24 protein-coding genes and 1 pseudogene are annotated in these 23,909 nt (G+C 72.3%); 14 read left to right on the top strand and 11 right to left on the bottom strand.

From position 1 onward, the window contains the following. Positions 1 to 46: 46 nt before the first annotated feature. Genes ACZ8ZB_RS22135 through ACZ8ZB_RS22145 form a run of 3 tightly spaced genes read right to left on the bottom strand, consistent with a single transcriptional unit; the run spans position 47 to position 3,050 of the window. Positions 47 to 1,924 (bottom strand): hypothetical protein, encoded by a 1,878-nt coding sequence (locus ACZ8ZB_RS22135; RefSeq protein ID WP_470739399.1) that lies wholly within the window; start codon positions 1,922 to 1,924, stop codon positions 47 to 49. A gap of 35 nt (positions 1,925 to 1,959) precedes the next feature. Continuing rightward, complete coding sequence (locus ACZ8ZB_RS22140) at positions 1,960 to 2,169, bottom strand: DUF397 domain-containing protein (RefSeq protein ID WP_470739400.1); 210 nt, start codon at positions 2,167 to 2,169, stop codon at positions 1,960 to 1,962. Further along, a complete protein-coding gene (locus ACZ8ZB_RS22145; RefSeq protein ID WP_470739401.1) occupies positions 2,166 to 3,050 on the bottom strand; it encodes a helix-turn-helix domain-containing protein in 885 nt (294 codons plus the stop codon). The genes ACZ8ZB_RS22140 and ACZ8ZB_RS22145 overlap by 4 nt, the downstream gene beginning before the upstream one ends. 154 nt (positions 3,051 to 3,204) lie before the next feature. On the opposite strand from ACZ8ZB_RS22145, the gene ACZ8ZB_RS22150 reads away from it, so the two are divergent. The 6 genes from ACZ8ZB_RS22150 (at position 3,205) to ACZ8ZB_RS22175 (ending at position 8,159) form a co-directional block, all read left to right on the top strand. Continuing rightward, entirely contained in the window at positions 3,205 to 3,687 is a 483-nt protein-coding gene (locus ACZ8ZB_RS22150) for an ATP-binding protein (RefSeq protein WP_470739402.1), read from the top strand. Positions 3,688 to 3,934: 247 nt separating this feature from the next. Then, a complete protein-coding gene (locus tag ACZ8ZB_RS22155) occupies positions 3,935 to 4,822 on the top strand; it encodes a helix-turn-helix domain-containing protein (protein ID WP_470741556.1) in 888 nt (295 codons plus the stop codon). 52 nt (positions 4,823 to 4,874) lie between these two features. Beyond that, positions 4,875 to 5,492, top strand: a complete 618-nt coding sequence (locus tag ACZ8ZB_RS22160) for a Uma2 family endonuclease (RefSeq protein WP_470739403.1) — start codon at positions 4,875 to 4,877, stop codon at positions 5,490 to 5,492. Positions 5,493 to 5,720: 228 nt separating this feature from the next. Beyond that, a complete protein-coding gene (locus ACZ8ZB_RS22165) occupies positions 5,721 to 6,194 on the top strand; it encodes a nuclear transport factor 2 family protein (RefSeq protein ID WP_470739404.1) in 474 nt (157 codons plus the stop codon). A 77-nt stretch (positions 6,195 to 6,271) separates the two neighbouring features. After that, on the top strand, positions 6,272 to 6,817 hold the full coding sequence (locus ACZ8ZB_RS22170) for a TetR/AcrR family transcriptional regulator (RefSeq protein ID WP_470739405.1): 546 nt from the start codon (positions 6,272 to 6,274) through the stop codon (positions 6,815 to 6,817). A 472-nt stretch (positions 6,818 to 7,289) separates the two neighbouring features. Beyond that, positions 7,290 to 8,159: an alpha/beta fold hydrolase gene (locus tag ACZ8ZB_RS22175; RefSeq protein ID WP_470739406.1), complete on the top strand. Its 870-nt coding sequence runs from the start codon at positions 7,290 to 7,292 to the stop codon at positions 8,157 to 8,159. On the opposite strand, the pseudogene ACZ8ZB_RS22180 reads toward ACZ8ZB_RS22175, so the two are convergent. The 3 genes and pseudogenes from ACZ8ZB_RS22180 to ACZ8ZB_RS22190 form a co-directional block, all read right to left on the bottom strand. Beyond that, a pseudogene (locus ACZ8ZB_RS22180) lies at positions 8,154 to 8,799 on the bottom strand (IS5 family transposase). The gene ACZ8ZB_RS22175 and the pseudogene ACZ8ZB_RS22180 sit on opposite strands and share 6 nt — an antisense overlap. A gap of 76 nt (positions 8,800 to 8,875) precedes the next feature. Further along, complete coding sequence (locus ACZ8ZB_RS22185; protein ID WP_470739407.1) at positions 8,876 to 9,223, bottom strand: hypothetical protein; 348 nt, start codon at positions 9,221 to 9,223, stop codon at positions 8,876 to 8,878. Positions 9,224 to 9,338: 115 nt separating this feature from the next. Continuing rightward, entirely contained in the window at positions 9,339 to 11,129 is a 1,791-nt protein-coding gene (locus ACZ8ZB_RS22190; protein WP_470739408.1) for a leucine-rich repeat domain-containing protein, read from the bottom strand. Between the two features lie 119 nt (positions 11,130 to 11,248). Between ACZ8ZB_RS22190 and mshB the strand changes: the two genes are divergently transcribed. From mshB to ACZ8ZB_RS22205, 3 genes are all read left to right on the top strand, one after another. Further along, on the top strand, positions 11,249 to 12,145 hold the full coding sequence (mshB, locus tag ACZ8ZB_RS22195; protein ID WP_470739409.1) for an N-acetyl-1-D-myo-inositol-2-amino-2-deoxy-alpha-D-glucopyranoside deacetylase: 897 nt from the start codon (positions 11,249 to 11,251) through the stop codon (positions 12,143 to 12,145). After that, positions 12,142 to 12,555: a DUF6113 family protein gene (locus ACZ8ZB_RS22200; protein ID WP_470739410.1), complete on the top strand. Its 414-nt coding sequence runs from the start codon at positions 12,142 to 12,144 to the stop codon at positions 12,553 to 12,555. The genes mshB and ACZ8ZB_RS22200 overlap by 4 nt, the downstream gene beginning before the upstream one ends. A gap of 194 nt (positions 12,556 to 12,749) precedes the next feature. After that, positions 12,750 to 15,062, top strand: coding sequence for a protein kinase family protein (locus ACZ8ZB_RS22205; RefSeq protein WP_470739411.1), 2,313 nt, complete (start codon positions 12,750 to 12,752; stop codon positions 15,060 to 15,062). 58 nt (positions 15,063 to 15,120) lie between these two features. Here ACZ8ZB_RS22205 and ACZ8ZB_RS22210 read toward each other — a convergent pair whose 3' ends face one another. After that, positions 15,121 to 15,990: a transglutaminase family protein gene (locus ACZ8ZB_RS22210; RefSeq protein ID WP_470739412.1), complete on the bottom strand. Its 870-nt coding sequence runs from the start codon at positions 15,988 to 15,990 to the stop codon at positions 15,121 to 15,123. Between the two features lie 17 nt (positions 15,991 to 16,007). Continuing rightward, positions 16,008 to 17,036, bottom strand: coding sequence for a GNAT family N-acetyltransferase (locus ACZ8ZB_RS22215; protein ID WP_470739413.1), 1,029 nt, complete (start codon positions 17,034 to 17,036; stop codon positions 16,008 to 16,010). Positions 17,037 to 17,176: 140 nt separating this feature from the next. Here ACZ8ZB_RS22215 and fdxA point away from each other — a divergent pair, with 140 nt between their 5' ends. Next, complete coding sequence (gene fdxA, locus ACZ8ZB_RS22220; protein ID WP_004926152.1) at positions 17,177 to 17,494, top strand: ferredoxin; 318 nt, start codon at positions 17,177 to 17,179, stop codon at positions 17,492 to 17,494. A 117-nt stretch (positions 17,495 to 17,611) separates the two neighbouring features. Next, complete coding sequence (locus ACZ8ZB_RS22225; protein WP_470739414.1) at positions 17,612 to 18,709, top strand: bifunctional succinyldiaminopimelate transaminase/glutamate-prephenate aminotransferase; 1,098 nt, start codon at positions 17,612 to 17,614, stop codon at positions 18,707 to 18,709. 238 nt (positions 18,710 to 18,947) lie between these two features. Here ACZ8ZB_RS22225 and ACZ8ZB_RS22230 read toward each other — a convergent pair whose 3' ends face one another. Beyond that, positions 18,948 to 19,250: an ATP-binding protein gene (locus ACZ8ZB_RS22230; RefSeq protein WP_470739415.1), complete on the bottom strand. Its 303-nt coding sequence runs from the start codon at positions 19,248 to 19,250 to the stop codon at positions 18,948 to 18,950. 162 nt (positions 19,251 to 19,412) lie between these two features. Continuing rightward, positions 19,413 to 20,402 carry a VldE C-terminal domain-containing protein gene (locus ACZ8ZB_RS22235; protein ID WP_470739416.1) on the bottom strand — a complete coding sequence of 330 codons (990 nt, stop codon included), beginning with the start codon at positions 20,400 to 20,402 and terminating at the stop codon, positions 19,413 to 19,415. An 84-nt stretch (positions 20,403 to 20,486) separates the two neighbouring features. On the opposite strand from ACZ8ZB_RS22235, the gene dapE reads away from it, so the two are divergent. Beyond that, a complete protein-coding gene (dapE, locus tag ACZ8ZB_RS22240; protein WP_470739417.1) occupies positions 20,487 to 21,566 on the top strand; it encodes a succinyl-diaminopimelate desuccinylase in 1,080 nt (359 codons plus the stop codon). Positions 21,567 to 21,674: 108 nt separating this feature from the next. After that, positions 21,675 to 22,433, top strand: a complete 759-nt coding sequence (locus ACZ8ZB_RS22245; RefSeq protein WP_470739418.1) for an LOG family protein — start codon at positions 21,675 to 21,677, stop codon at positions 22,431 to 22,433. A gap of 88 nt (positions 22,434 to 22,521) precedes the next feature. On the opposite strand, the gene folP is transcribed toward ACZ8ZB_RS22245, so the two are convergent. Continuing rightward, positions 22,522 to 23,382 carry a dihydropteroate synthase gene (gene folP / locus ACZ8ZB_RS22250; RefSeq protein WP_470739419.1) on the bottom strand — a complete coding sequence of 287 codons (861 nt, stop codon included), beginning with the start codon at positions 23,380 to 23,382 and terminating at the stop codon, positions 22,522 to 22,524. Between the two features lie 136 nt (positions 23,383 to 23,518). Between folP and ACZ8ZB_RS22255 the strand changes: the two genes are divergently transcribed. After that, on the top strand, positions 23,519 to 23,872 hold the full coding sequence (locus tag ACZ8ZB_RS22255; RefSeq protein WP_470739420.1) for a DivIVA domain-containing protein: 354 nt from the start codon (positions 23,519 to 23,521) through the stop codon (positions 23,870 to 23,872). Positions 23,873 to 23,909 lie beyond the last annotated feature (37 nt).

Below are 23,909 nucleotides of genomic sequence, written 5' to 3' on the forward strand. Positions count from 1 at the left end.
AGCCCGCCTCCTCCGCCCGCTCCCTGGGCACCGCCCCGCCGGACCGTCAGAGCAGGAGCAGCACTGCCGCGCCCCACAGCACCGACAGGGCCACCAGCGGAGGCCCGACCGGCATGCCCTGCTGCCCCGCCGACGCCTCCGCCGACGGCCGCAGCTCCGGGCGGAGCAGCAGCGCCCGCACCTCATCGGCGGCGCGCTCCGCACCCGGCTCGCGGCCCAGACGGCGCTCCAGCCACGTCCAGCCGGTGGGAGAGAGCCGCACGGAGGAGTCCTCGGCCCGACCGACGCGGATGCCGTCGTCGGAATGGCGCACGGACGTGATCGTGTCCCACGGGATCCGCCGCACGCGCCACGCCCCGGTCACCCACAGCCCGTCGCGGTCGGCGGTGATCCGCCAGGTGAGCGCCGTCGACACGGCCGTCACCAGCCACGACAGGCCCACGGCCAACCACAGCCAGGTCCACAGAGACCCTCCGTCGAGCGCGGCCCAGATGCCGCCGCCCTGCACCAGCAGCAGACCGAGGCCGACCGCACGCGAGAAGCCGTGGGCCCGCCACACCCGTGGGCCCGCCGTGGGCGTCATGCCGGCGGCGGCCTCGTCGACGGACCGCTGCGGGCCCTTCCGCCCACGGCGCTGCGGCCCGCGCTTCCCCCACCCCGGAACGGCCGGTCTCACCGCGGTGACGCTGCACTCCACCACCACCTCGGCGTCGTCCGCGTCGGTGCGCGCGACGAAGGCGACTTCGGCGCCGGCGTAGGGGACGCCGTACAGGACGGCCTCCCGCACCGGCGGGATGGGGCCCCCGCCCCGGACGATCTCCGCGAGCCTGCCGAGTCCGACGGCGGCCGCGGGGTCCTCGTCCACGTCGCGGCCGTCCTCCCCCTCGCCGTCGTCCTCGAAGACGTACTGCGAGTGGAAGCGCAGGACCGGCCGGAGGCCCTCCGGGTCGTCGGCCGCGAACACCCAGGTGCGACTGTCCTCGTGGTCCTCGCGCACCAGCACGTGCAGCACCGGCAGCGGCCCGCGCCGCAGCCGCCGCGAACGCGTCCGCCCGACCACGCCGTTCACGAGGAACGCCAGCGCCGTGGCGGAGCCGCCCAGTACCAGCAGTTCCCAGCCGAAGACGTCGTACGGCTCCGCGACCAGCGCTGCCCAGTCGCCGTCCACGACGATGTCGACCCGGCTGCCCACGGGAAAGTCCTCGGGGAACGCCGTCTCGAGGCGATGGGCACGCCCGTCGGCCGTCACCGTGAGGACGTCGGCGTCTTCGTCGCCCTCGTTCAGGGCCGTGACCCGTCCGGACAGTTCCGTGGCGCCCGCGGCCCGCTCCTCGTACGCGTCGGCGACCTGCTGGGCCTGCCGGAAGCCGAATCCGGCGACGGCCAGCAGCAGCGCGGCCAGGACGAAGGAAAACCGGCCCCGGCGGAACGTCCGCGCGGCGGCGGGCAGCGGCCGCGCGGTCGGCCCGGCCGCCTCCAGGGCCAGCGACCGCTGCCGTCCGGCGGTGGCCAGCCGGTGGACGAGCCCTGCGGCGGTGAACGCCGCGGACAGGAGGAACGCGAGCACGGACGGCCTGCCGAACGCGGTGACGCCTTCCTCGACGACGAGAGCCGCCGACACGACCACGAGTCCGGCGAGCGCGGGCCGCGGCTGCCGCCACACCCAGTACGGGGTCAGCACCATGACGACGGCCACCCCGAGGCCCGGCCAATCGGTGTCGCACGGGTCGGCGGACGTGCAGGCGGCGACGGGGCCCGCCTCCAGTTCCCACACGACGGAGACGACCAGCGCCAGGACCGCCCACAGCGGATGAGCCCACCGGGCGGGTACGGCGGCGAGCCAGCGCCGGGCATCGGGAGTCCGCCAGTCGGCGGTGCCGGGCGGTATGCGCTCGGCGGGCAACGGCACGGGAGGTGTGGACACCCGCGCATTATGATCACACGCTCTGTCCGGCGGGATCAGCCCTCGACCGCGTACGGCAGGAAGCCGGCCCACGCGGCGGGGGCGAAGGCCAGCTGGGGGCCCTTGACGTTCTTCGAGTCACGGACGTGGACGGTGCCGGGTTCGGTGGCGATCTCGACGCAGGAGTCGGTTTCCGCGCCGCTGCTATAGCTGCTCTTGAACCACGCCAGGTCGGAGGCGTCCCCGGACGAGGTCTTGCGGATCATGTCTCCCCCAGCAGTTGCTCGATGAAGGCAGTCGACTCACGCGGTGTGAGGGCCTGCGCCCGGATGATGCCATACCGAAGTTCAAGGATACGGAGCTGCCTTGGATCGGTAACCGGTCGGCCGTTGGCGACTCCTGGCGAGCGGCCTACTGCCGTTCCATCATCGAACTTCAGCACCTCGATCCCGCCGTCCGCCCCGGCGTGCTCTTCGCGATCCATCGGCATGACCTGGATTTCGACGTTGGGCAGCTGCCCGACTGTCAGCAGATGTTCGAGCTGCTGGCGCACTACCTCCGTCCCTCCAAGGCGTCGTCGGAGTGTCCACTCGTCCTGGACGAAGCTCAGTTCAGGCGCTGACTCTCGATCGAACACCGTCTTACGGGCCATGCGGGCAGCCACACCCCGTTCGACCTCTTCGTCGGCGTATCGAGGCCGGCGCATCCGGAACAGAGCTTGCGCGTACTCCGGTGTCTGCAAAAGACCGTGGATGTTCACGGGATCGTAGAGCTGAAGCTCAACCGCCCGCGCCTCCAACTGCGCCAGATCCCGTACCTTCTTCGGGTACCGGACCTTCTTCACGTCCTCCTTCATCGCCGCGATGAGCCCACCGGCGTTCAGCACCTCGTCCGCCGTGTCCAAGTACTCGGGCCTCGGGATCCGCTTGCCCGTCTCGATCTTGTAGACGAGATCCTCGCCGTACCCCACCGCCACCGCGAAGTCGCAGACCCGCATCCCGGTCGCTTCCCGGCGGAGCCTCAACTGCCGTCCCACCGTGGCGACCACGGCGAGTGCCCAGTCGTCGTCCGGGTCCACCTCCCAGCCCGGCTCGTCCGTCTGGTCCGTTCCGGTCCCGACCCGCACCGCCTCGCCGTTCACCGACATGCGCGCCCCTCCGTAGTGCTGCGACGTACTGTTCCGCCCCGCTCGCAGAAGTTGCTTCGACAGTTCCGACAGCAATGGACAAAGCCTGGACTGTAGCTCTACGTAGCGGGGCAATCACAGATAACGGTACGTCCGGTCGGCCACGCTCGGTGATGTGAATCAGCAAACTCAGGGAATCGCCGAGCACGGGTCACGACCCGAACCCGACCACAGCATCCGCAACTTCAGCATGCTGCTGTCCTCCACTCCCCGCGGCGCCCGCCTCGCCCGCCTGCTCGCGGTGGACACGCTCCGGAGCTGGGGACTCCCGTACGAGCGGGCGAGCCACGTCGTCGCGGAACTGGCCGCCAACGCGGCCACCCACGGCCGTCTCCCCGGCCGCAGCTTCCGCCTCACGCTCTACGTGGTCGGAACCACGCTCCGCATCGAGGTCACCGACACGCGCGGTGACCGGATGCCCGCGCCGCAAGTACCGGACGCGACAGCCGAGTCAGGCCGGGGCCTGTTGCTCGTCGAGGCGCTGGCCGACCGCTGGGGGGTGGCCGAAGGGCGCTTCCCGCGCAAGACCGTCTGGGCCGAACTGAGCTTCACGCCACCGGAACCCGCGCCCTCGCGCTCCGGTGCCGTCGACGACTGAAGGACAAAGAACTCCGGGGGAAAGCACCCCGCCAAACCCCACCCCTCCCGCCCGTGGTCGCGCTCACTCGGGCGGGTGAACATCCTCGAACCGGCTGGATTTCGCGGCCCCCAAGGGTCGACGCTCAGCGCAACGCACCACCACAGCCGCAGACATGAGACGGCCCCCGCCGGGAGCGCAATCCCAGTGCGAGGGCCTGACCACCGAGGAAGAAGAAGGCTTCCCGACGGGTACCCAGAACCCTAGCGTGCCCCCGCACGCCCAGGCCCGCCTTGCGGGCAACAAGCGCCCGAACCGGGCCCACCGCACCACCGGCGGGCTCCAGCACGACAACACCCGCCACACCACCCGCTTCACGGTGATCGGCAACCACCTCGCCCAGCACCGGGAGCTCTCGCTCCTCGCCATCGGGCTCGGCACGCACCTCCAGTCGCTGCCGAAGGGCGCCCCCGCCGACATCAAGACCCTCGCCGCCCGGTTCCCCGAAGGCACCACCCGCATCGCCGCCGCCCTGCGCGAGCTGGAAACCCATGGCTACCTGCGGCGCGAACGCGTCCGCACCTCCACCGGCCGCATCGTGACCCGCACGACCTCGTGCAACCAGCCGGCGGCGGCCCGCCGCCCCGCCGGGGCGACCCGGGCGGCCACGGAACCGGGGCTCCAGGAAGCCTGCGAGGAGCGGGCACCGCAGAGGGCCCGTGAGCCACGGGCGCCCGGCAAACCCCTCCCTGCCGTGCCGCGCCCCGCGTACCCCGCCCCCGTCCTCCTCCGAGCCGCCACCGACCTCCTCGCGGACCTCCACCGCCACGAGTTCCGGCTGCTCCTCTCCACCAGTGACACGGCCCACCTTGCCCCCGGCGTCGCCGCCTGGCTGGAGCGGGACGTCACCCCCGCCGCCGTACGCCGGGCCCTGACCACCGACCTGCCGCCCGAGGGCGTACGACGACCCGCGGCCTTCCTGGCCCACCGCCTCACGGACCAACTTCCGCCCCCGCCCCCGTTCCACGCCCCGGCCGCCGCCCCGCCGCCCGTACGGCACCCCCTGCAGAACTGCGACGGCTGCGACCACGCGTTCCGCGCTCCTCACCCCGGCCGCTGCCGCGCCTGCCGAACCGGCCTCCAGGAAGCCGCTTAGCATGAACGTGACGATCCTTGCCCCTGGGCACAGACGACGAGGAGCGAGCGCCATGACCATCGCACCCCACGACGCGCGGCGGAGCGGCTCCCACCTGTACCGGGCCATGAGGGATGTCGTGCGATCGATGGATGACACCCTCCCCGGGAAGTTCGAAGTCACCAAGGAAGGGATCGTGCACGACATGATGTCGCCGGGAGGCCCGCACGAGGTCACGGCCGCGCACGTCAGCCGCCGTCTGGAGAAGGTCATGCCGGACGAGTTGCTGGCCCACAACGGTACGCCCGACGTGGAGGACGTACCCGAGGGCATCATGCGGCATCCGGACGTGATGGTGATCGCCTGGGCCGACCTCGACGTCGAAGGCTCCATCGATCCCCGTGCAGTCCTCGCCGCCGTCGAGATCGTCTCCCGGTCCAACCCGGAGAACGACTGGGTGGGCAAGATGCGTGACTACCCACTGCTGGGGATCCCGACCTACGTGATCTTCGACCCCCGTACCGGAACCGGCGCCGTTTTCACCGACATCCACTCCACCCCGGACGGCCCCCGCTACGCGGTGCGCAAGGACTTCGTCTACGGCGAGGACGTCACCATCGGCGAGTGGACCATCTCCACGAGCGGCCTGCCGCGCTACCGGGGCGACGGCGGGGGAGAGGGCGAGTCGTAGGGGATTTGCTCCGCTCCCCGGAAGTGGCAGGCGTCGCTTGACGCATCAGATGAGAGTGGTTTATTACTTACATTAAGTCGAGTGTGCCCGGGTCGAACCGGTGCGACGCATGAGGTCAGCCCTCCATCATAGAGGTGGAGGGCTGTTCTTTGGCTTGGCATGTAAGTGGTCAACCGCTTACATACCTATGTAACCACTGATCGTCACTCCAGAAAGCGACCTTCCGTCATGACAGACACCGCTTCCGCCCCGCAGAGCGCCGACGCCGTCCGGGCCGCCGCCCAGCAGGTGTTCCGGGACCACCTCGACCTGCTGACCGCCGGCCGGGCCGAGGAGTGGGCCGGGCTCTTCACCGAGGACGGAGTGCTGGAGTTCCCGTACGCCCCGAAGGGCTACCCCACCCGGCTCGTGGGCAGGGAGGAGCTGTTCGGCCACATCGGCAACTTCCCCAAGGCCTTCCGCCTGAGGATGACCGACGTGCGCATCCACGAGACCGTCGACCCCACGCTGGTCATCGCGGAGCTCAGGTCCGAGGGGGTCGCGCTGGAGACCGGCCGCCCCTACAACCAGTCGTACATCTCGGTGGTCGAGACCGTGGACGGCAGGATCAGCCGCTACGTCGACTACTGGAACCCGCTGATCGCCATGGAGGCCCTCGGCGGCAGCGCCGACGACATGGTCGCGGCGTTCAGCGACGACTGAGCGCGTCCGCCGGGCACACCCGCACCGGGCCGCTCCGGTGGTTTGACGCGCTCCTATGGGAGTGGTTGATTGCTTGCATGGAAACCAGGACGCGACAGCGCTCCACCGCCGACGAGCGCCGGGCCACGGTCATGCGCACGGCCATCAAGACGTTCGCCGCGCGGGGCTACTACGGAACCTCGACGACGGACGTCGCCAAGGCCGCGGGCATCTCGCAGGGATACCTGTACCGGCTGTTCAAGGACAAGGAGACGCTGTTCGTCGCCCTGGTCGACTACTGCTCGGACCGCCTGCGCGAGTCCGTCGCCACGGCGGCGGCGTCGGTGACGAGCACCGACCCGCAGGCGGTCGTGCGGGCGCTGACCGCCTCGTACGACGAGGTCATCGCCGACCGGGACGTGCTGATGATCCTCATGCACGCCCAGGGCTGCGCCGGCGAGCCCGGCATCGGCGAGGCCGTGCGCAGGTGCTACGCCAAGCAGGTCGAGTACGTCCGCGCCGTCTCCGGGGCCTCCGAGGAGCAGATCCGCCGCTACTTCGCGGACGCCCTGCTCAGCAACGTCCTGGTGGCGATCGACGCCGACGCCGTCGACGCCCCCTGGGCGCGCACGCTGCGCGGCTAGGGGGCGTCTCTTCGATCTTCGGCGGAGCGACGCCCTCGGAGGATGTGGTCGGGCTTGCCGATCACAGTGGTCAGGGTCCCACCGGCTTCACGCCGGATTTCCCGCATACCGGGAGATGAAAAGAATGGTCCCCGCACGACAGTTTTGATGGGAAATCCCGTCCGTCGAAGCCAAGGTCGTGCGGGTACGGGCGGCGAAATACACAAGCGGAAGGACTCGTACGAGTAGTACGGATGATCTTCCACTGAGTACTGTGAAGCATCGGGTGATGGGCAGCTGTTCGTAAGCCGCCCTCGTGGCTCCGCTCTTGACCGCTGGCGCTTGCCGTGCACGAAGACGCTTCTGCGGCGGGGATGGTGCGCCGCAGGACGACGGCTCGTTCCCCGGCCTCGGCCGCGAGGTGGTCCGCGGCGCCGGGACGGGCGATACGCGTGCTACCGATGCCGCAGAGGACCAGAAAGTGAGCAGATAGATGCAACCGACATTCGTACTGGTTCACGGAGCTTTCGCGAACTCCTTCTCCTTCGCGCCGCTCCAAGCCGAACTCGGCCTCCTCGGACACCGCTCCGTCGCCGTCGATCTCCCGGGGCACGGGTTCGCCGCGACGTACCCGCGGGCCTATCAGGCGCCGCAGGATCTCGGAGGGCTCGCCACCGCGCCCGGGACCATCAAGGGCATCACGCTCGCCGACAACGCCGCGCACCTCATCGGGATACTGGAACGGGCCAAGCGGAACGGGCCCGTCATCCTCGTCTCACACAGCCGTGGCGGCATGACGGCCACCGTCGCAGCCAACCAGCGGCCCGACCTGATCGACCGCATCGTCTACGTCTCCGCCTGGTGCCCCGTCGACCTCGACGTCAGCGCCTACTATGCCGAGCCCGAGATGGCCACGGTCGACGCCGCAGGGCTGGCGTCGGCGATGGTCGGGAACCCTGCCGAGCTCGGGCTGCTGCGCTCCAACTTCCGCACCGCCGACCCCGGCGTCCTCGCGGCCTTCAAAGCGGCTTTCCTCGCCGACGGGACGGACGAGGAGTTCATGGTTCTCCTCAACACCTTCCAGCCCGACGAGAACCTCGACGCCGGCACACCCGATGACCGAGCACAGGCCGACACCTGGGGGCGGATCCCCAAGTCGTACATCCGGCTGACCGAGGACACCAGCGTGCCGCTCGCCATGCAGGACCGGATGATCCGCGAAGGCGACGCACTGACGCCGGAGAACCCCTACGACGTCCGTACACTCACCAGCAGCCATCTGAAGTGGCTGGTGGACCCGGCACCGACGGCCCGGCTTCTGGGGGAGATCGCCGCGCTCCCACTCTCGCCTGCCGGGTCATGATCGGAGCCGGACGAGGAGAGCAGCTGCGGTGACAGTGCCGAGGTAGACGTACCCTCGCTTGTCATACCGGGTAGCGACGGCTCTGAACCGCTTGAGCTTGCTGATGGCTCTCTCCACCGTGTTGCGCTCTTTGTGCCGGTCCGCGTCGAAGCCCAGAGGCCGTCCTCGCCGCGAGGAACGCGAAGGCGGGCCATGACATGAGCGAAGGCGGGTGCGTCACCAGCCTGTCCGACGGTGAGCACGAAGGCCAGTGGCCGGCACTGGGTACCGGAGGCCAGGTGGATCTTGGTGCTCGGTCCGCCGCGGGACCGGCCGACGGCATGGCCTGCTGGTTCACCGGTCGGGGCCCTTCTTCGCGGGCCCCGGCCGCGTGCTGGTGTGCGCGCACGATGGTGGACTCCGCCGAGACAGCCCAGATGAGATCGTCGTCGGCCTGCGCGACCAGCGCGGTGAACACCCGCTCCCGGATGCCGTCGATGGCACACATCCGCAGCCGGTCGCAGACGCCTCGCCAGTTGCCGTATCTCTCCGGCAGATGAATCCACTGTGGTCCGGTCTGGAACTCGAAGGCGGTCTCGTCGATCACCTGCCGAAGATTCCGCCAGCAGCCGCCCCGCTTCGGCGTCCGGTCCGGGAGCAAGGGCTCGGTCCGCGCCCACTACGCGTCAGTCGACGGCACGCCCAGACCGACGAATTGAGGGTCGCGGAATGCTGGACTAATCGCCCGAGAAGGCAATGCGCAGGTCCTTGTCCGCGCGGCAGCGCAGGCCCCAGGCCAGTAGCGTCGAGACGGTCTGGCTCTCGGCGTCTCCCAGCCGAGCAAGATCTGAACCTTCCAGCTCCCGCACCATGCGGTCCACTGCCTCACCGCGCAGCAGAGTGTCCCCGTAGGGATCGACGTCAGCAAGGGTGGGCAGCCGGTGCCGGCCCAGTGTTTCCAGGACCGCCCAGAGCTCGCCATCGACGACTGTCCGCTCAAGCGTCCCTGCTGCGGGCGGCGGTCCTGGCTTCCGTCCGGTCCAAGCGGTTGAGACCCCGCGTCGCAGTTCGATGACGAGCGTCATCACGCCTCCTCGCTTGCCGCTCGGACCATCGATCTTATCGACATACAGCTCACCTTCGTGATCCGAAAGAAACGCGCCAGCCCGCTCCCGGCCGCCGCCGCGCACCGCGACGGGATCAGCCCGAGGTGACGGTCACCCCGCGGGCCGCGAGTTCGGCCACGCGGGGGTCGGGCCGGCCCTGGCGGCCACGGAAACCCATCGTCAAGGGCACCCTGACGGTCTTCAGGGACGGCAGTTCGGACAGCGGGGCGTAGTCGTCGAGGGCGTGGCAGGAGGAGAGGTCGACCTCGACGAGGCCGGGCATGCCGGTCACGGCGCTGATGTCCTCCACCTCGTCCAGGTGGGCGATGTCCAGGACGCGGAGCTGCTTCTGGCCCGCCAGGAGGGAGAGGTCCTTCCAGGACACGTGCCCCACCGCGATCTTCTCGAAGGACCCGGCGGGGATGTCCGTCACCCGCGGGCACTCCGAGAGGTACAGGGCGCGCAGCCCCTCGCACGTCGCCAGGGCGCGCAGCGACTTCAGGACCGGCAGCCGGAGGAGGACCACCTCGGACGCCGGGGAGCCGGCCAGGCCCTCGGCGTTCCCGAGGGTGCGGCATTCGCCCACGTACAGCCTGTCCAGTGACGGGAGGCCGCCGAGGCGGTCGAGGTCGGCCAGGGAGGGGCAGTGCTCGATGAGCAGCTTGCGCAGCGCGGGCAGGCCGCCGAGGTCACCGGGGGAGCGCAGCCCGCGGCACCCCCTGATCTCCAGCTCGGTCAGGCGGGGGAGGCTGCCCAGGGCCTCCAGGCTGCGCAGCCGGTCGCACGCGATGACGGACAGGCGTTCGAGGCGGGGCAGGGTCGCGAGGGCGGAGAAGTCCCCCAGGGCGACGCAGTCGTCGAAGCTCACCGATGCCAGGGTGGCGAGTCCTGCGGCGTCCTGGAGGGACGTGAGCCGCTCGCACCTCCGGACCACCAGTGAACTCAGCCGCGTCAGACGGGCCACCGCGCTCAGGTCGGTCAGCTCGGGGCAGCCCTCGATGTGGATCCTCTCCAGGCGGGGGTGCGCGCCGAGTCCGTCGAGCGTCCTCAGGCGGGGGCAGTCCTCGATCACCGGGCGGCTGAGGGCGGTCAGCGCGTCGATGCCCTTCAGGCTGCGGAGCCGGTCGCAGCTGCGCAGGTCCAGCTCGGTGACGGCGGGGACGTCGTGCAGTCCGGCCAGGTCGCGGATGCCGGTCCAGCCGAGGTCGAGAGCGGTGAGCCGGGTCAGCCCGGACAACTGCCGCGCGTCCTTGAAGGACCGGCAACCGCGGAGGGTCAGCCTCTCCAGAGCGGGGAACGCGGCGGCGAAGCCCTGGACGGAGCGCACCCTGGTCATGCTCAGGTCCAGCTCGCGCAGCCGGCTCAGAGCCAGCAGCGGCGTGACGTCCTCCACGGCCCGGCACCGGTGCAGGCTGAGCCGGGTCAGCGCGGTGAGTCCGCCGAGCGGCGTGAGGTCCTCGACGCCCGTACAGCCGCCCAGGTCGAGACCGGTCAGCCCGGTGAGCGCGCCGAGGTCGCCGAGGTCCGTCACCTCCTTGCAGCGGTCGACGTGGAGGGTGCGCAGCGTGGTGAGATGGCGCAGGCCCCGCAGCGACGTCATGCGGCGCAGCCGCAGCTCGGTCCGCTCCTCACGGGCGAAGGCCGGGGCGAGCAGGTGCTCGCAGAAGCCGTCCGGGTCGGCGGCCGACGGCCACAGCCGCAGCAGCGTCTCCGAGGAGTACTCGGCCGTCAGGGCGAAGCGGACGGCCAGTTCGAGCGCCTCCCCGTCGTCGGCGATCAGGACGAGTTCCCTGATGGCCCTGCGGGCGCGGGCCGGCGATGCCTTGCCTAAAAGGCTGCGGTACTCGTCGAGCGGCGGGGTGGACCCGTGGTTGTCGGAGGTCATGGAACGGACAGTAGGGGCGGGGTATGACAACGCCGTGTCTCCGGCCCGCCCGGCGGAACCGGGTGACGGGCGGCCGGGGTGCGGACGGGGAGGGCCCCGCGCCTCATAGGGTGGAGCGCATGACGGAACTGCCCTCCCCCAGCCTTCGACCGGGGGGACCCCCATCTCGCTCCGCTCGGCGTCTGCTGCTGGTGCACGCCCACCCGGACGACGAGTCGATCAACAACGGCGCGACCATGGCGCGCTACGCGGCCGAGGGCGCCCATGTGACGCTGGTCACCTGCACGCTCGGTGAGCGGGGCGAGGTCATCCCGCCCGAGCTGGCGCACCTGAGCGGGGCCGCCCTCGGCGGGCACCGGCTCGGGGAGCTGAAGGAGGCGATGCGCGCGCTCGGGGTCACGGACTTCCGGCTGCTCGGCGGGGCCGGGCGGTACTGCGACTCCGGGATGATGGGGCTGCCCGACAACGACGACCCCGGCTGCTTCTGGCAGGCCGACGTCGACCAGGCCGCGGGGCTGCTCGCCGAGGTGATCCTGGAGGTCCGCCCCCAGGTCCTCGTCACCTACGACGACGACGGCGGCTACGGCCACCCCGACCACGTCCAGGCCCACCGCGTCGCCATGCGCGCCGTCGAGCTCGCCGCCGGGCAGGGCTGGGACGTCCCCAAGGTCTACTGGAACCGCGTGCCCCGGTCCGTCGCCGAGGAGTCCTTCGCCCGCCTCGACGGCGACCTGCCCGGCCTGCCCTTCGAGAAGGCGGCCGTCGTCGGCGACGTGCCCGGTGTCGTCGCCGACGAACAGGTCACCACCGAGATCGACGGCACCGCGTACGCCGCCGCCAAGGCCGCCGCCATGCGGGCGCACGCCACCCAGATCACCGTGGCCGAACCGTACTTCGTGCTCTCCAACGAGCTCGCCCAGCCGCTCTTCACCACCGAGTACTACGAGTTGGTGCGCGGCGAACGTCCCGGGGAGCGGGAGAGCGACCTGTTCGCCGGGATCGGGGAGGCGCCGTGAACGACCGGTCGCCCTCCGTACTCGCCCAGCCGCTGCGGCCGCCCTCCGCCGGACGGGTCGCCGCCTGTCTGGGGCTGTTCCTGCTCGGCGCCGTGGTCGGCGCGGCCGGGGCGCTGATGCAGCCCGCGTGGTTCCCCGGCGGGCTGCTGCTCGCCCTCGCCGCCGAGGCGGGGCTGGTCCTGGGGGCCACCCGGGCCCTCCGCAGCCGGGCCGGAGGCGCCTGGGCCGCCGGCGGCTGGGTGCTCGTCGTCGTCCTGCTCACCACCAGCCGCCCGGAAGGCGACTTCCTGTTCGCCGCGGGCGGCGGTTCCTACCTCTTCCTCCTCGGCGGCATCGCCTTGGCTGTGATCTGCGCCACCCTCGTCCCCGGGCGGCAACCGGACGGTCCTCCCGCCCGACTTGGCAAGTGACGTACCACTTCGCCGTGTCATGGGCGTGCGGGTCCGGTGCGGGTTTCCCCGGCGGTACTGGGATGCGGGTCGGACATGGCCAGTAAGGTGGTGCGCGCCGCCGAGCCTCCCTCGAACCCTCGGCTTCGCCCGAGCTGGGAGGACTCCCACCGTGAGGTCGTGACGGGCGGCGGAGCCAACCGGGAGAACCTGCCTTGAGTCGTGAAACTGACACTTCGTCCTCCGGGCCCAACGGGCGCGGCGGAGCCGCCTACCCGTCGGGCACGCCGCCCTACGGGACTCCGGCGATTCCGGACGAGGGCACGGACGCGGGCCGTTCGGCCGCGCGGCCGGAGGAACGCAAGACCGAGACCACGCTGACCACGCGGATCCGCATCAACATCCCCGGATCGCGGCCCATTCCGCCGGTCGTCGTGCGCAAGCCCGTCACGGACCCGGAGGGCAAGGACGCCACCGCCGCCGAGGCGTCGGCGCCGTCCCCGGCCCAGGACGCCCCGGCCGCCGACGCGGTCGAGACCGCCGACCGGACCGACCGGACCGACCGGCCGGCGGCCGAGGAGAAGCCGGCCAGCGACTGGTTCGCGCCCCGCAAGTCGGGCGCGGGCAAGGGCGGTCCGGGTGCGGGCTCCGCCAACGGCGCGGGGGCGCCGAGCGGTTCGGGTCCCGCCGCGGGCGGCGCCCCGCAGCTCCCCGCCGCCCCCACCGGTGCGTCCGGTGGCGCGCGGCCGGGCGGCGGACACCCCGGTGGGGCCGCCGGTTCCATGGGCGCGCAGGGCGGTTCCCGCCCCGGCGCCACGCAGGGCTCCGGACCCACCGGCGCGACCGGCGGGCCCGTGGCCCCCGGGCACGGCGGCGGCACCGGCTCCTTCGACGTGACCGAAGCGCTGGCCGCCGGGCCGGCGGGCCCCGGCACCCGTCCGGGCGCGGGGGGCGGCGACGAGTCGCGCCGAGACGACCTGCCGTTCTTCGCGGACGAGGCTCCGGGCGGGCGCGACGGGGCGCGACCGGGCCAGGCTCCTCAGCCCGGTCAGCCCGGTCAGTCCGGTCAGTCCGGTCAGCCCGGTCACCGTGGACGGCCGGGCCCCGCGGGTCCGACCAGCGGACCGGCGGCCGGCTCGAGCCCGGTCGCTCCCCGGGCCGGCAAGGGCTCCGGCGCTCCCTCCGTTCCCGGTGGCCCCGGCCTTCCCGCACTCCCGGTCCGTGGCGCCCAGTCGGGCCAGGCGGGCCAGGGCGCCCCCGCGCGTCCCGGCGCCCGGACGGCCCAGGGAGCCCCCGCCGGCTCCGCCGACCAGGGGGGACGCCCCGGCGCCCCCGGCGGCGGTCTGAGCGACGACACCGCGATCCTCACCCCGCAGCGGCCCGCCGAACCGGGCACTCCGGGCTACGGCCCCCGCCACGACAACGTCTCCGGGCACACCGTCACCAGCGGCGTCCCGGTCGTCCCGCCGGGCGCGGACTTCACCGCTCCCGGCGGCCCGGCCGACGGCCCGCGGACGCACACGCCCCCGAAGCGGCCCGAGCCGGCCTCCACGTCCCCGGCGGCCTCCTCCAAGCCGGCGAAGAAGAAGGGGCGCAACAAGCTCGTCCTGCTCTGCGGCTGCGTGGTCTTCCTCGCCGGTGTCGCCTACGGCGCCGGACTGCTGATGAACCGCTCCGACGTGCCGAAGGGCACCACCGTGCTCGGCGTCGACATCGGCGGCGGCACCCGCGACGAGGCCGTCAAGAAGCTCGACGCCGCCCTCGACGACCGGCTGGACCAGCCGCTGAAGCTGTCGGTCGACGGCAAGACCGTCGAGCTGGAGCCGGACAACGCGGGCCTGCAGTTCGACACCGACGCCACCGTCGGCGAGGCCACCGGCAGCGACTACAACCCGGTCAACGTCATCGGCTCCCTCATCGGCAACCAGCGTGTCGTCGAGCCGGTCATGCCCGTCGACGAGGAGAAGCTGCAGGCCGCCCTCGAGGGCGCCGCCGGCGGCTCCGGCTCGGTGACCGAGGGCTCGATCACGTTCGAGTCCGGCAAGGCCGTCCCGGTGTATCCCAAGGGCGGTCAGGGCATCGACGTCGCCAAGGCGACCGACGTGGTGGCGGAGGCGTACCGCACCCAGGTCGAGACCGGCAGGACCGCCACGGTGAACGTTCCGACGGCCGCCCAGCAGCCGAAGGTCACCAAGGCCGAGGTCGACCGGATGATGAAGGAGTTCGCCGAGCCGGCGATGTCGGACATCGTGACCGTGCAGACCGATCCGCTGCACTCGATCCCGCTGAGCCCCGAGAACTCGCTGTGGAAGTTCCTCGGAGTCCAGGCCGTCGACGGCAAGCTGGTCGACAAGCCCGACCTGAAGGCCCTCGAGGAGCTGTACGGGCAGACGTTCGACGGTGTGCTCATCACCCGGGGCAACGGCAAGAAGACGGCCGTCACCCCCGAGGACGTCTACGGCGCCCTCCGCCAGGCGCTGGTCAGCAGGACCGACCGCGTCGCCGTCATCGACACGAACCCCAGCTGACGCGAACGGCACGCTGTCCGTGGAGCGGGCGCCCGGTGGACCACCGGGCGCCCGCTCCCTAGTTGAGCAGCGCCCGCGCCGCCTGCGCCTGGCCCCGGATCCGTTCCGCCGCCGGTCCGTCCACCGCCGCCACCATTTCCGCGTACGCCTCCAGCTCCCGGGCCCCGTCGTGGAAGTCGCCCCGCTGCACCAGCAGCTGCGCCCGCTCGTACCGCAGCCGCGCGGAGTGCGACGGGAGCAGCAGCGACAGCTCCACCGCCCACAGCCCCACGCCCGAGTGCTCGGGACGCGCCGCCGACCACGCCCGGACGTTGTTCAGGACGCGCAGGACGACGTCCAGCACCCCGGCGGGCGTCAGCATCGGCGCCTCCAGCGGCGCCCCCGTCGCCCCGGCGACCAGCAGCTCCGCGTCGGCCCCGGTCAGCACCCGGCCCCCGTCGAACGGATCGGCCAGCACCTGCCCGGCCCCCGCCCCCGCCTCCCCGAACCCGACGACGAAATGGCCGGGCAGCGCCACCCCGTACACCGGCGCCCCCGCCCGCCGGGCCACCTCCATCCACACCACCGACAACAGGATCGGCAGCCCGCGCCGCCGCCGCAGCACCTCGTGCAGCAGCGACGACTCCAGCCGCTGATAGTCGTCCGGAACACCGTGGAAGCCGTACCGCCCGCCCAGCAGCTCCCGCAGGGCCACCGCCCACGCGTGCGGCGAGCCGGGCCGGTGGGGCAGCTCGCCGGCCAGCCGGTCCAGCTCCACCTCCACGGCGTCCATGCCCGCGTCGTCCAGCGCGCCGTCCGCCTCCGCGGCGACCAGCAGGCACAGCGTGGACAGGTCCGGCCGCTCGCAGCGGGCCTCCTCGGCGAACCGCCGGCGCAGTTCGGCGGAGCGCTCGGGGGACGGGGGGCGCGGGGGGTGCGGAGGGCGCATACCCGGTTCGTGCCCGCTCACGGCGCTCCGTCACCTGCCGGAGCCGACGATTCCGGAGCACGGTAGTGGTGGTACGCGTGGTGCGCGGCGAAGCCCATGCGGTCGTACAGCGCCCGCGCCCCCGCGTTGTCGTCCTCCACCTGGAGCCAGGCCGCCGAGGCGCCCTCGTCCAGCGCCCGCCGGGCCAGCGCGGCCATCACGGCGGTCGCCAGCCCCCGCCGCCGTCGCGCCGGGTCCACCTCGACCGCCGCGAAGCCGGCCCACCGCCCGTCCACGACACACCGGCCGATGGCGGCCGGCGCGTCCGCGCCGGCGTCCGGCACCGTGGCGAACCACACCGAAGGACCGCTCCCCAGCACCCGCAGGGCCACCTCGCTCACCCCCTTGCGCCGGTACCGGGCCAGCCACGCCTCGTCCGCCTCCCGCGACAGCACGACCCCGGACGACTCCCCGCCCAGGTCGGCGACCGGCGCCAGCGGGCCCACCCACAGCTCGGCGGTCACCTCCCGCACCCAGCCCCGCCGCTCCAGCTCCGCGCAGAGCAGCTCCTGCGTCCCCTCGGCGCCGGTCGCGGTCTGCGCGTACGCGGGCAGTCCCCGCGCGGTGTACCAGTCGCGCACGGCCGTCAGCGCGTCGCCGAGCGGCACACCCGGATCACCGAGCGGCAGCACGGAGTTGGCCCGCCGGGTGAAACCCTCGGCCGCCCGCAGCTCCCACTCGCCCAGCCGTTCGCTCTCCACGGGCCGCCACGCCCGCGCGGAGACCCGTGCCAGCTCCTCGTACGAGGCCGCCGGACCGCGCCGACGCGCCGGTGCGGACGGCGCCACCTTGCCCGCGACCAGCGTCGACTCCGCGATGCGGACGCTTTCCCCGCTCTTCCTTGTGATCCGCAGCACACCGTTGTCCCATGATGTGAGAACACCGACCGTGTCGGTGAACCTCTCACCCGAGGGGCCATGTTCGATCAAGCTCCGTACGGAGACCCGTTTTCCCACGTCAGCAGTGGTGATACGGACCTCCAGGCGCCCGGCGGCAGAGATTTCCACAGGTCAGTTCACCCCTCCTGTTCGGATCATGCCCAGGAACGGAGATACTAGGGGCGGGCATCGACGACGCCGCGCTCCCGCGCGCCAGGCGGCGGAGCCTGAGGAGGCCCGCCAGCGCCCTATCGAGGAGGAACGACAGCGTGACCTACGTCATCGCGCAGCCTTGTGTCGACGTGAAGGACAAGGCGTGCATCGAGGAGTGCCCGGTCGACTGCATCTACGAGGGCCAGCGGTCCTTGTACATTCACCCGGACGAATGCGTCGACTGTGGTGCCTGTGAGCCGGTCTGCCCGGTCGAGGCGATCTTCTACGAGGACGACACTCCCGAGGAGTGGAAGGACTACTACAAGGCGAACGTCGAGTTCTTCGACGAGCTCGGCTCGCCCGGCGGCGCCAGCAAGCTGGGTCTGATCGAGCGGGACCACCCGTTCATCGCCGCGCTGCCGCCGCAGGCGTAGCCGTCCCGCGAGAAGCGGCCCCGCAACGACGTGCCGCCTCGGTCCCGTACGGCCCGATCCTCCCGATCGCCGTACGGGACCGAGGCGTTTGCCGGACCAGAAAGTGAGCCCGTAACCGTGTCCGCAGTCTCCGACCGGCTGCCCACCTTCCCCTGGGACAAGCTGGAGCCGTACAAGAAGACGGCCGCCGCGCACCCCGACGGCATCGTCGACCTCTCGGTCGGCACCCCTGTCGACCCGGTGCCCGAGTTGATCCGGAAGGCCCTGACCGCCGCGGCGGACTCACCGGGCTATCCCACGGTCTGGGGCACCCCGGAGCTGCGCGACGCGCTCACCCGCTGGGTGGAGCGCCGGCTGGGCGCCCGCGGGGTCACCCACCACCACGTCCTGCCGGTCGTCGGCTCCAAGGAACTGGTCGCCTGGCTCCCCACCCAGCTCGGTCTCGGCCCCGGCGACAAGGTCGCCTTCCCGCGCCTGGCCTATCCGACGTACGAGGTCGGCGCCCGCCTCGCCCGCGCGGACCACGTCGCGTACGACGATCCGACCGAGCTGGACCCGACGGGCCTGAAGCTGCTCTGGCTGAACTCCCCGTCCAACCCGACCGGCCGGGTGCTGTCCAAGGAGGAGCTGACCCGGATCGTCGCCTGGGCCCGTGAGCACGGCGTCCTCGTCCTCTCCGACGAGTGCTACATCGAGCTGGGCTGGGAGGCCGACCCGGTCTCGGTGCTGCACCCGGACGTCAACGGCGGGTCGTACGACGGCATCGTCTCGGTGCACTCCTTGTCCAAACGGTCCAACCTCGCCGGTTACCGCGCCGCGTTCCTGGCCGGAGACCCGGCGGTCCTCGGTCCGCTGCTGCAGATCCGCAAGCACGGCGGGATGATGACCTCCGCGCCGACCCAGGCGGCCGTGGTGGCGGCGTTGGGCGACGACGAGCACGTGCGCGTCCAGCGAGGGCGCTACGCGGCCCGCCGCGCCGTCCTGCGCGAGGCCCTCCTCGCCCACGGCTTCCGCATCGAGCACAGCGAGGCCAGCCTCTACCTGTGGGCCACCAGGGACGAGTCCTGCTGGACCACGGTCGCCCACCTCGCCGACCGGGGCATCCTGGTCGCCCCCGGCGACTTCTACGGTCCGGCGGGCGAGAACTTCGTCCGCGTGGCCCTCACGGCGACGGACGAACGAATCCAGGCAGCAGCGACCCGCCTGACCACCTGACCCCCCACCCGACCCCAGGCGGCGGCCGGCCGCCCGGCCCCGGCTGTGGGCAGTCGTCCGCAGGGAGATGAGGGCGTCCCCCATGCCCTTCAGGCAATGGGGGGCACAGCCACCGACGCCGGGCACCGGTCAGGAAACGCCCACCGCACCGTCTTCCCCGGGCCACGCGAAAGCGGCGGGGTCCGGGGAGGACCCCGGACCCCGCCGCCGTGACAGAAGCCCGGCCGCAGGCCGACCCTCAGCCGACCGGCAGCCCCTTCACAGGCGCACCCTTGCCGAGGGACCCGGCAGCCTTCTTCACGGTCTTGTCGGCGCCCGGCGCCGCCTCGCCGGCACCGCCCGCGGTCTTCGTGACGTCCCGCGTCACGTCGTCCACGGTGTTCCCGGCGGCCCCGTCCACAGCGGTCAGCCCGCCGAGGTTCGGGGTGGCCGGCAGCTCCGGGGCCGCACTGGCGGAACCGGCCGCGCCGACCCCGGCGGCCGCTCCCGCGGCGACGAGCAGCGCGGCACGGGCGATCCGACGGGTCAGGGGGAGGGACATGGTGCTCCTTCGACGGGAGAGAACGGTGACGCCGTGACTACCGCTCGACCGCCGGGAAGGTTGCGGCGGGCCCACGCAAAGAGTTGGCAATACGTCGCATTATCGGCCGTGCACAACGCCTGCGGGTGACCCCCCGCACGCCTGCGCGGTCGTGCCGTCGCGCTACGGCTTGGTCGTGATGGTCACGACCCCCGCGCCGTCGTCCGAGCCCTCCGCGTTCTTGCCGTCCGTCGGCCGCCACTGACTGTCGGTGTGCCCGGCCGTCCACTCCCGCCCCGCGTACGACACCTGCTTTATGTGCAGTTCGGAGGCGTTGGCCACGGCCCAGTGGGCCAGCTGCCAGCCCCGTGCCCCGGCGTCGGCGCCCTCCCCGGCGGTGACCGGAAGGCGCACGGTCCGCCCGTCGGTGCCGTCGGTGCCGTCGGATCCCACCGGAGCGCTCACCGGGGGCGAGGGGGAGGCCGTCGCCCCCACCTCGGCGCCGGCCGGCTCCAGCGCGTCCCGTCCGAAGTCCCGGGCCAGCGCGGCACGCACCGCGTCCGCGCCCGCCGCCCGCGTCGCCGCCGGACGGCCGTCGCAGGTCAGCGTCGCCGCCGAGCGTCCCGTGAGGGCGGCGGCCAGCAGCGTGGCGTCCGGCTCGTGCTTGGCGTACGCCTGCGGGAAGCCGCTGCGCTGCACCCGCTGCGCGGCGACGGTGAGCGGCAGCCGGGTGTAACCCGGCACCTCCTCCAGGTGCTCGTAGAACTTCTCCGCCGCGTACACCGGATCCATGATCTCCTTCGGCGTGCCCCAGCCCTGCGAGGGACGCTGCTGGAACAGGCCCAGCGAGTCACGGTCGCCGTGGTCGATGTTGCGCAGCGCCGACTCCTGCAGCGCGGTCGCCAGCGCGATCGTCACCGCCCGCTCGGGCAGCTCGCGCGCGGTGCCCACGGCGGTGATCGTCGCCGCGTTCACCGCCTGCTCGGGCGTGAACTCGTACGTCGCCCCGTCGCCCGTGCCGGAGACGACCCTGCAGCGCGGACCGCCGGTGCCCCCGGTGTCGTACTGCACCACGACGTATCCGGCGACCGCGGACAGCACCACGAGGGCCGCACTCCAGCGGGCGAGACGACGGCGACGCGTGCGCTTGGAAGGAAGTGACGGCTCTGGCACGCGTACAAGGTACTGGAGAGTACGGTTCCCTGCGGGCCGGGTGCGGACACTGCTCCGAACGCCCGGCGCGCTAGGGTCGACGGCATGGCCGACACCCCGCTTGACCTCACGCTGGACGCCGCGCGCCTGACCGCGCAGCTCGTCGACTTCCCCTCCGAGAGCGGCACCGAGAAACCGCTCGCGGACGCGATTGAGAACGCGCTGCGCGCTTTGCCGCACCTCACGGTCGACCGGTACGGCAACAACGTCGTGGCCCGTACGCGGCTGGGGCGCCCGGAGCGGGTGATCCTCGCCGGCCACATCGACACGGTCCCGATCGCGGACAACGTCCCCTCCCGGCTCGACGCCGACGGCGTGCTCTGGGGCTGCGGCACCTGCGACATGAAGTCCGGTGTGGCCGTCCAGTTGCGCATCGCGGCCACGGTCCCCGCCCCCAACCGCGACCTGACCTTCGTCTTCTACGACAACGAGGAGGTCGCGGCCGAACTCAACGGCCTGAAGCACGTGGCCGAGGCGCACCCCGAGTGGCTGGAGGGCGATTTCGCGGTGCTCCTCGAACCCTCCGACGGGCAGGTGGAGGGCGGCTGCCAGGGCACGCTGCGGGTGCTGCTGAAGACCACCGGCGAGCGCGCCCACTCCGCGCGGAGCTGGATGGGCTCCAACGCGATCCACGCCGCCGCCCCGATCCTCGCCCGGCTGGCCGCCTACGAACCGCGGTACCCGGTGATCGACGGACTGGAGTACCGCGAGGGCCTGAACGCGGTCGGTGTCTCCGGGGGAGTGGCCGGCAACGTCATCCCCGACGAATGCGTCGTGAGCGTGAACTTCCGCTACGCCCCCGACCGCAGCGAGGAGGAGGCCCTCGCCCATGTCCGCGAGGTGTTCGCGGACTGCGGGGTGAGCGAGTTCGTCGTCGACGACCACAGCGGCGCGGCGCTGCCCGGGCTGTCCCACCCGGCCGCGGCGGCCTTCATCGAGGCGGTGGGCGGCACCCCGCAGCCCAAGTACGGCTGGACGGACGTCTCCCGCTTCTCGTCGCTGGGCATCCCGGCGGTCAACTACGGTCCCGGCAACCCCCACTTGGCGCACAAGCGGGACGAGCGCGTGGACACCGCGAAGATCCTCGCGGGGGAGGAACGGCTGCGGTCCTGGCTGACGGCGTGACGCGAACGGGGTTTGCGCCGCTGCGTTCCGGACATGCTGAGGTCCCCCGTACGTAACCCGTGTGGATCTACGCTGAGGTGGTACGACCAGCAAACGGAGGGAGCGCACATGGCTACCGGCAACCCCGAGGGGAAGCAGCAGCCGCCGGAGGAGAAGCGCCTGGGGCCGGTCCTCCGCCGGCGGGACCAGGTGCAGGCGAGCACCACCGACCAGCGACTGCTGGACGAGCGCGCGTCCACGGAGTGGGTGCACACCGACCCCTGGCGGGTGCTGCGCATCCAGTCGGAGTTCGTCGAGGGCTTCGGCACGCTCGCCGAACTCCCACCCGCCATCAGCGTCTTCGGATCGGCGCGCACACCGGCGGACTCGTGGGAGTACGAGGCCGGTGTCCGGCTGGGCCGGGGCCTGGTCGAGGCGGGCTTCGCGGTGATCACCGGCGGCGGTCCGGGAGCCATGGAGGCGGCCAACAAGGGCGCGCTCGAGGCGAAGGGGCTGTCGGTCGGCCTGGGCATCGAGCTGCCCTTCGAGCAGGGGCTGAACCCCTACGTCGACATCGGCCTGAACTTCCGGTACTTCTTCGTCCGCAAGATGATGTTCGTCAAGTACGCCCAGGGCTTCGTGGTCCTGCCCGGCGGCCTCGGCACCCTGGACGAACTCTTCGAGGCCCTGACCCTCGTCCAGACCCAGAAGGTCACCCAGTTCCCCATCGTGCTGTTCGGCACGGAGTACTGGGGCGGTCTGGTCGACTGGCTCCGCGGCACGGTCATCGCCCAGGGCAAGGCGGCGGAGAAGGACCTCCTCCTGTTCCACGTCACGGACGACGTGGAGGAGGCGGTGGCCCTGGTCTCCAAGGAGGCGGGCCGCTAGGGGGCCCGGAAGCGGAGCCCCCGGGGTCCCTCCCGCCCGAGCGAGGCCGGGAGCGGGGGAGGGAAGGGGCGGCGGGGGCGACGACCCCCTACGCCAGCCCCCTCCGGGCCACAGCCGGCTCCCGCTCTCCCGCGATCGCCGACACCATGTCCAGCACCTGCCGGGTCTCGGCCACCTCGTGCACCCGGTACACCCGCGCCCCCAGCCACGCGGACACGGCGGTCGTCGCCAGTGTCCCCACCACCCGCTCCTTCACGGGCCGGTCCAACGTCTCGCCGACGAAGTCCTTGTTGGACAGCGAGACGAGCACCGGCCACCCCGTGTCGACCATCTCCCCCAGCCGCCGGGTCGCCTCGAGGCTGTGCCGCGTGTTCTTCCCGAAGTCGTGCCCGGGGTCGATCATCACCGACTCCCGCGGCACGCCCAGCGCGACCGCCCGCTCCGCCAGCCCCACGGTCACGTCGAGGATGTCGGCCATGACGTCGTCGTACGCCACCCGGTGCGGCCGCGTCCGCGGCTGGGCACCGCCCGTGTGGGTGCACACCAGCCCCGCGCCGTACCGGGCTGCGACCTCCGCGAGCCGTGGGTCGGTCCCGCCCCACGCGTCGTTCAGCACGTCCGCGCCCGCCTCGCACACGGCCTCGCCGACCTCGTGCCGCCAGGTGTCCACACTGATCACGACGTCCGGGAAGCGCCGCCGCACCTCGGCGACGAAGCCGACCGTCCGCCGCGCCTCCTCCTCGGCCGTGACCTCCTCGCCCGGTCCGGCCTTCACCCCGCCGATGTCGACGATCGCGGCGCCCTCCGCCACCGCCTGCTCCACCCGCGCCAGCGCCGGCTCGTCGCGGAACGTGGCGCCCTGGTCGTAGAAGGAGTCCGGGGTCCGGTTCACGATCGCCATGACCACCCGCTCGTGCGGTGCGAATTCCCGCCTGCCCAGCCTGAGCATCCCCTGTGACCTCTTCCTCGTCCGATCCCGTCCCGGGCCGCCCCGAAACGCCCGGCGGCCCCGACTGCCAGACTCGCATGGCACGATCGGAGCCACACATCCGACTCCGACTCATCCGACCGTGGGGGCCCCGGCGATGGTTATGTTCCTGTTCCTGGTCGTCGCGCTCGCCGTCGTGGTCGCCGCGGTGACCCTCGCCGTGGTGGGCGGCGGCGACAACGGTCCGCTGCCCGAGGCGGTTCCCGAGCGGCTGCGGGACGCCCTGCCGCCGGACCGGCCGGTCAACCGCGCGGACGTGGACGGCCTGCGCTTCCCGCTCGCCGCCCGCGGCTACCGCATGGCCGACGTGGACGACGCCCTCGGCCGCCTCGGCGCGGAGCTCGCCGAGCGCGACGCCCGGATCGCCGACCTGGAGTCCGCGCTGGCCGGCGCCCGCGCCGCCGCGGCCCGCATCTCCCCGGACAAGCCGGCCGCGCACCGGGAGGACTAGCAGCCGTGACCGAGGAAGCAGCCGTGACCGAGGAAGC

This window comes from Streptomyces sp. 12E (assembly GCF_055633275.1).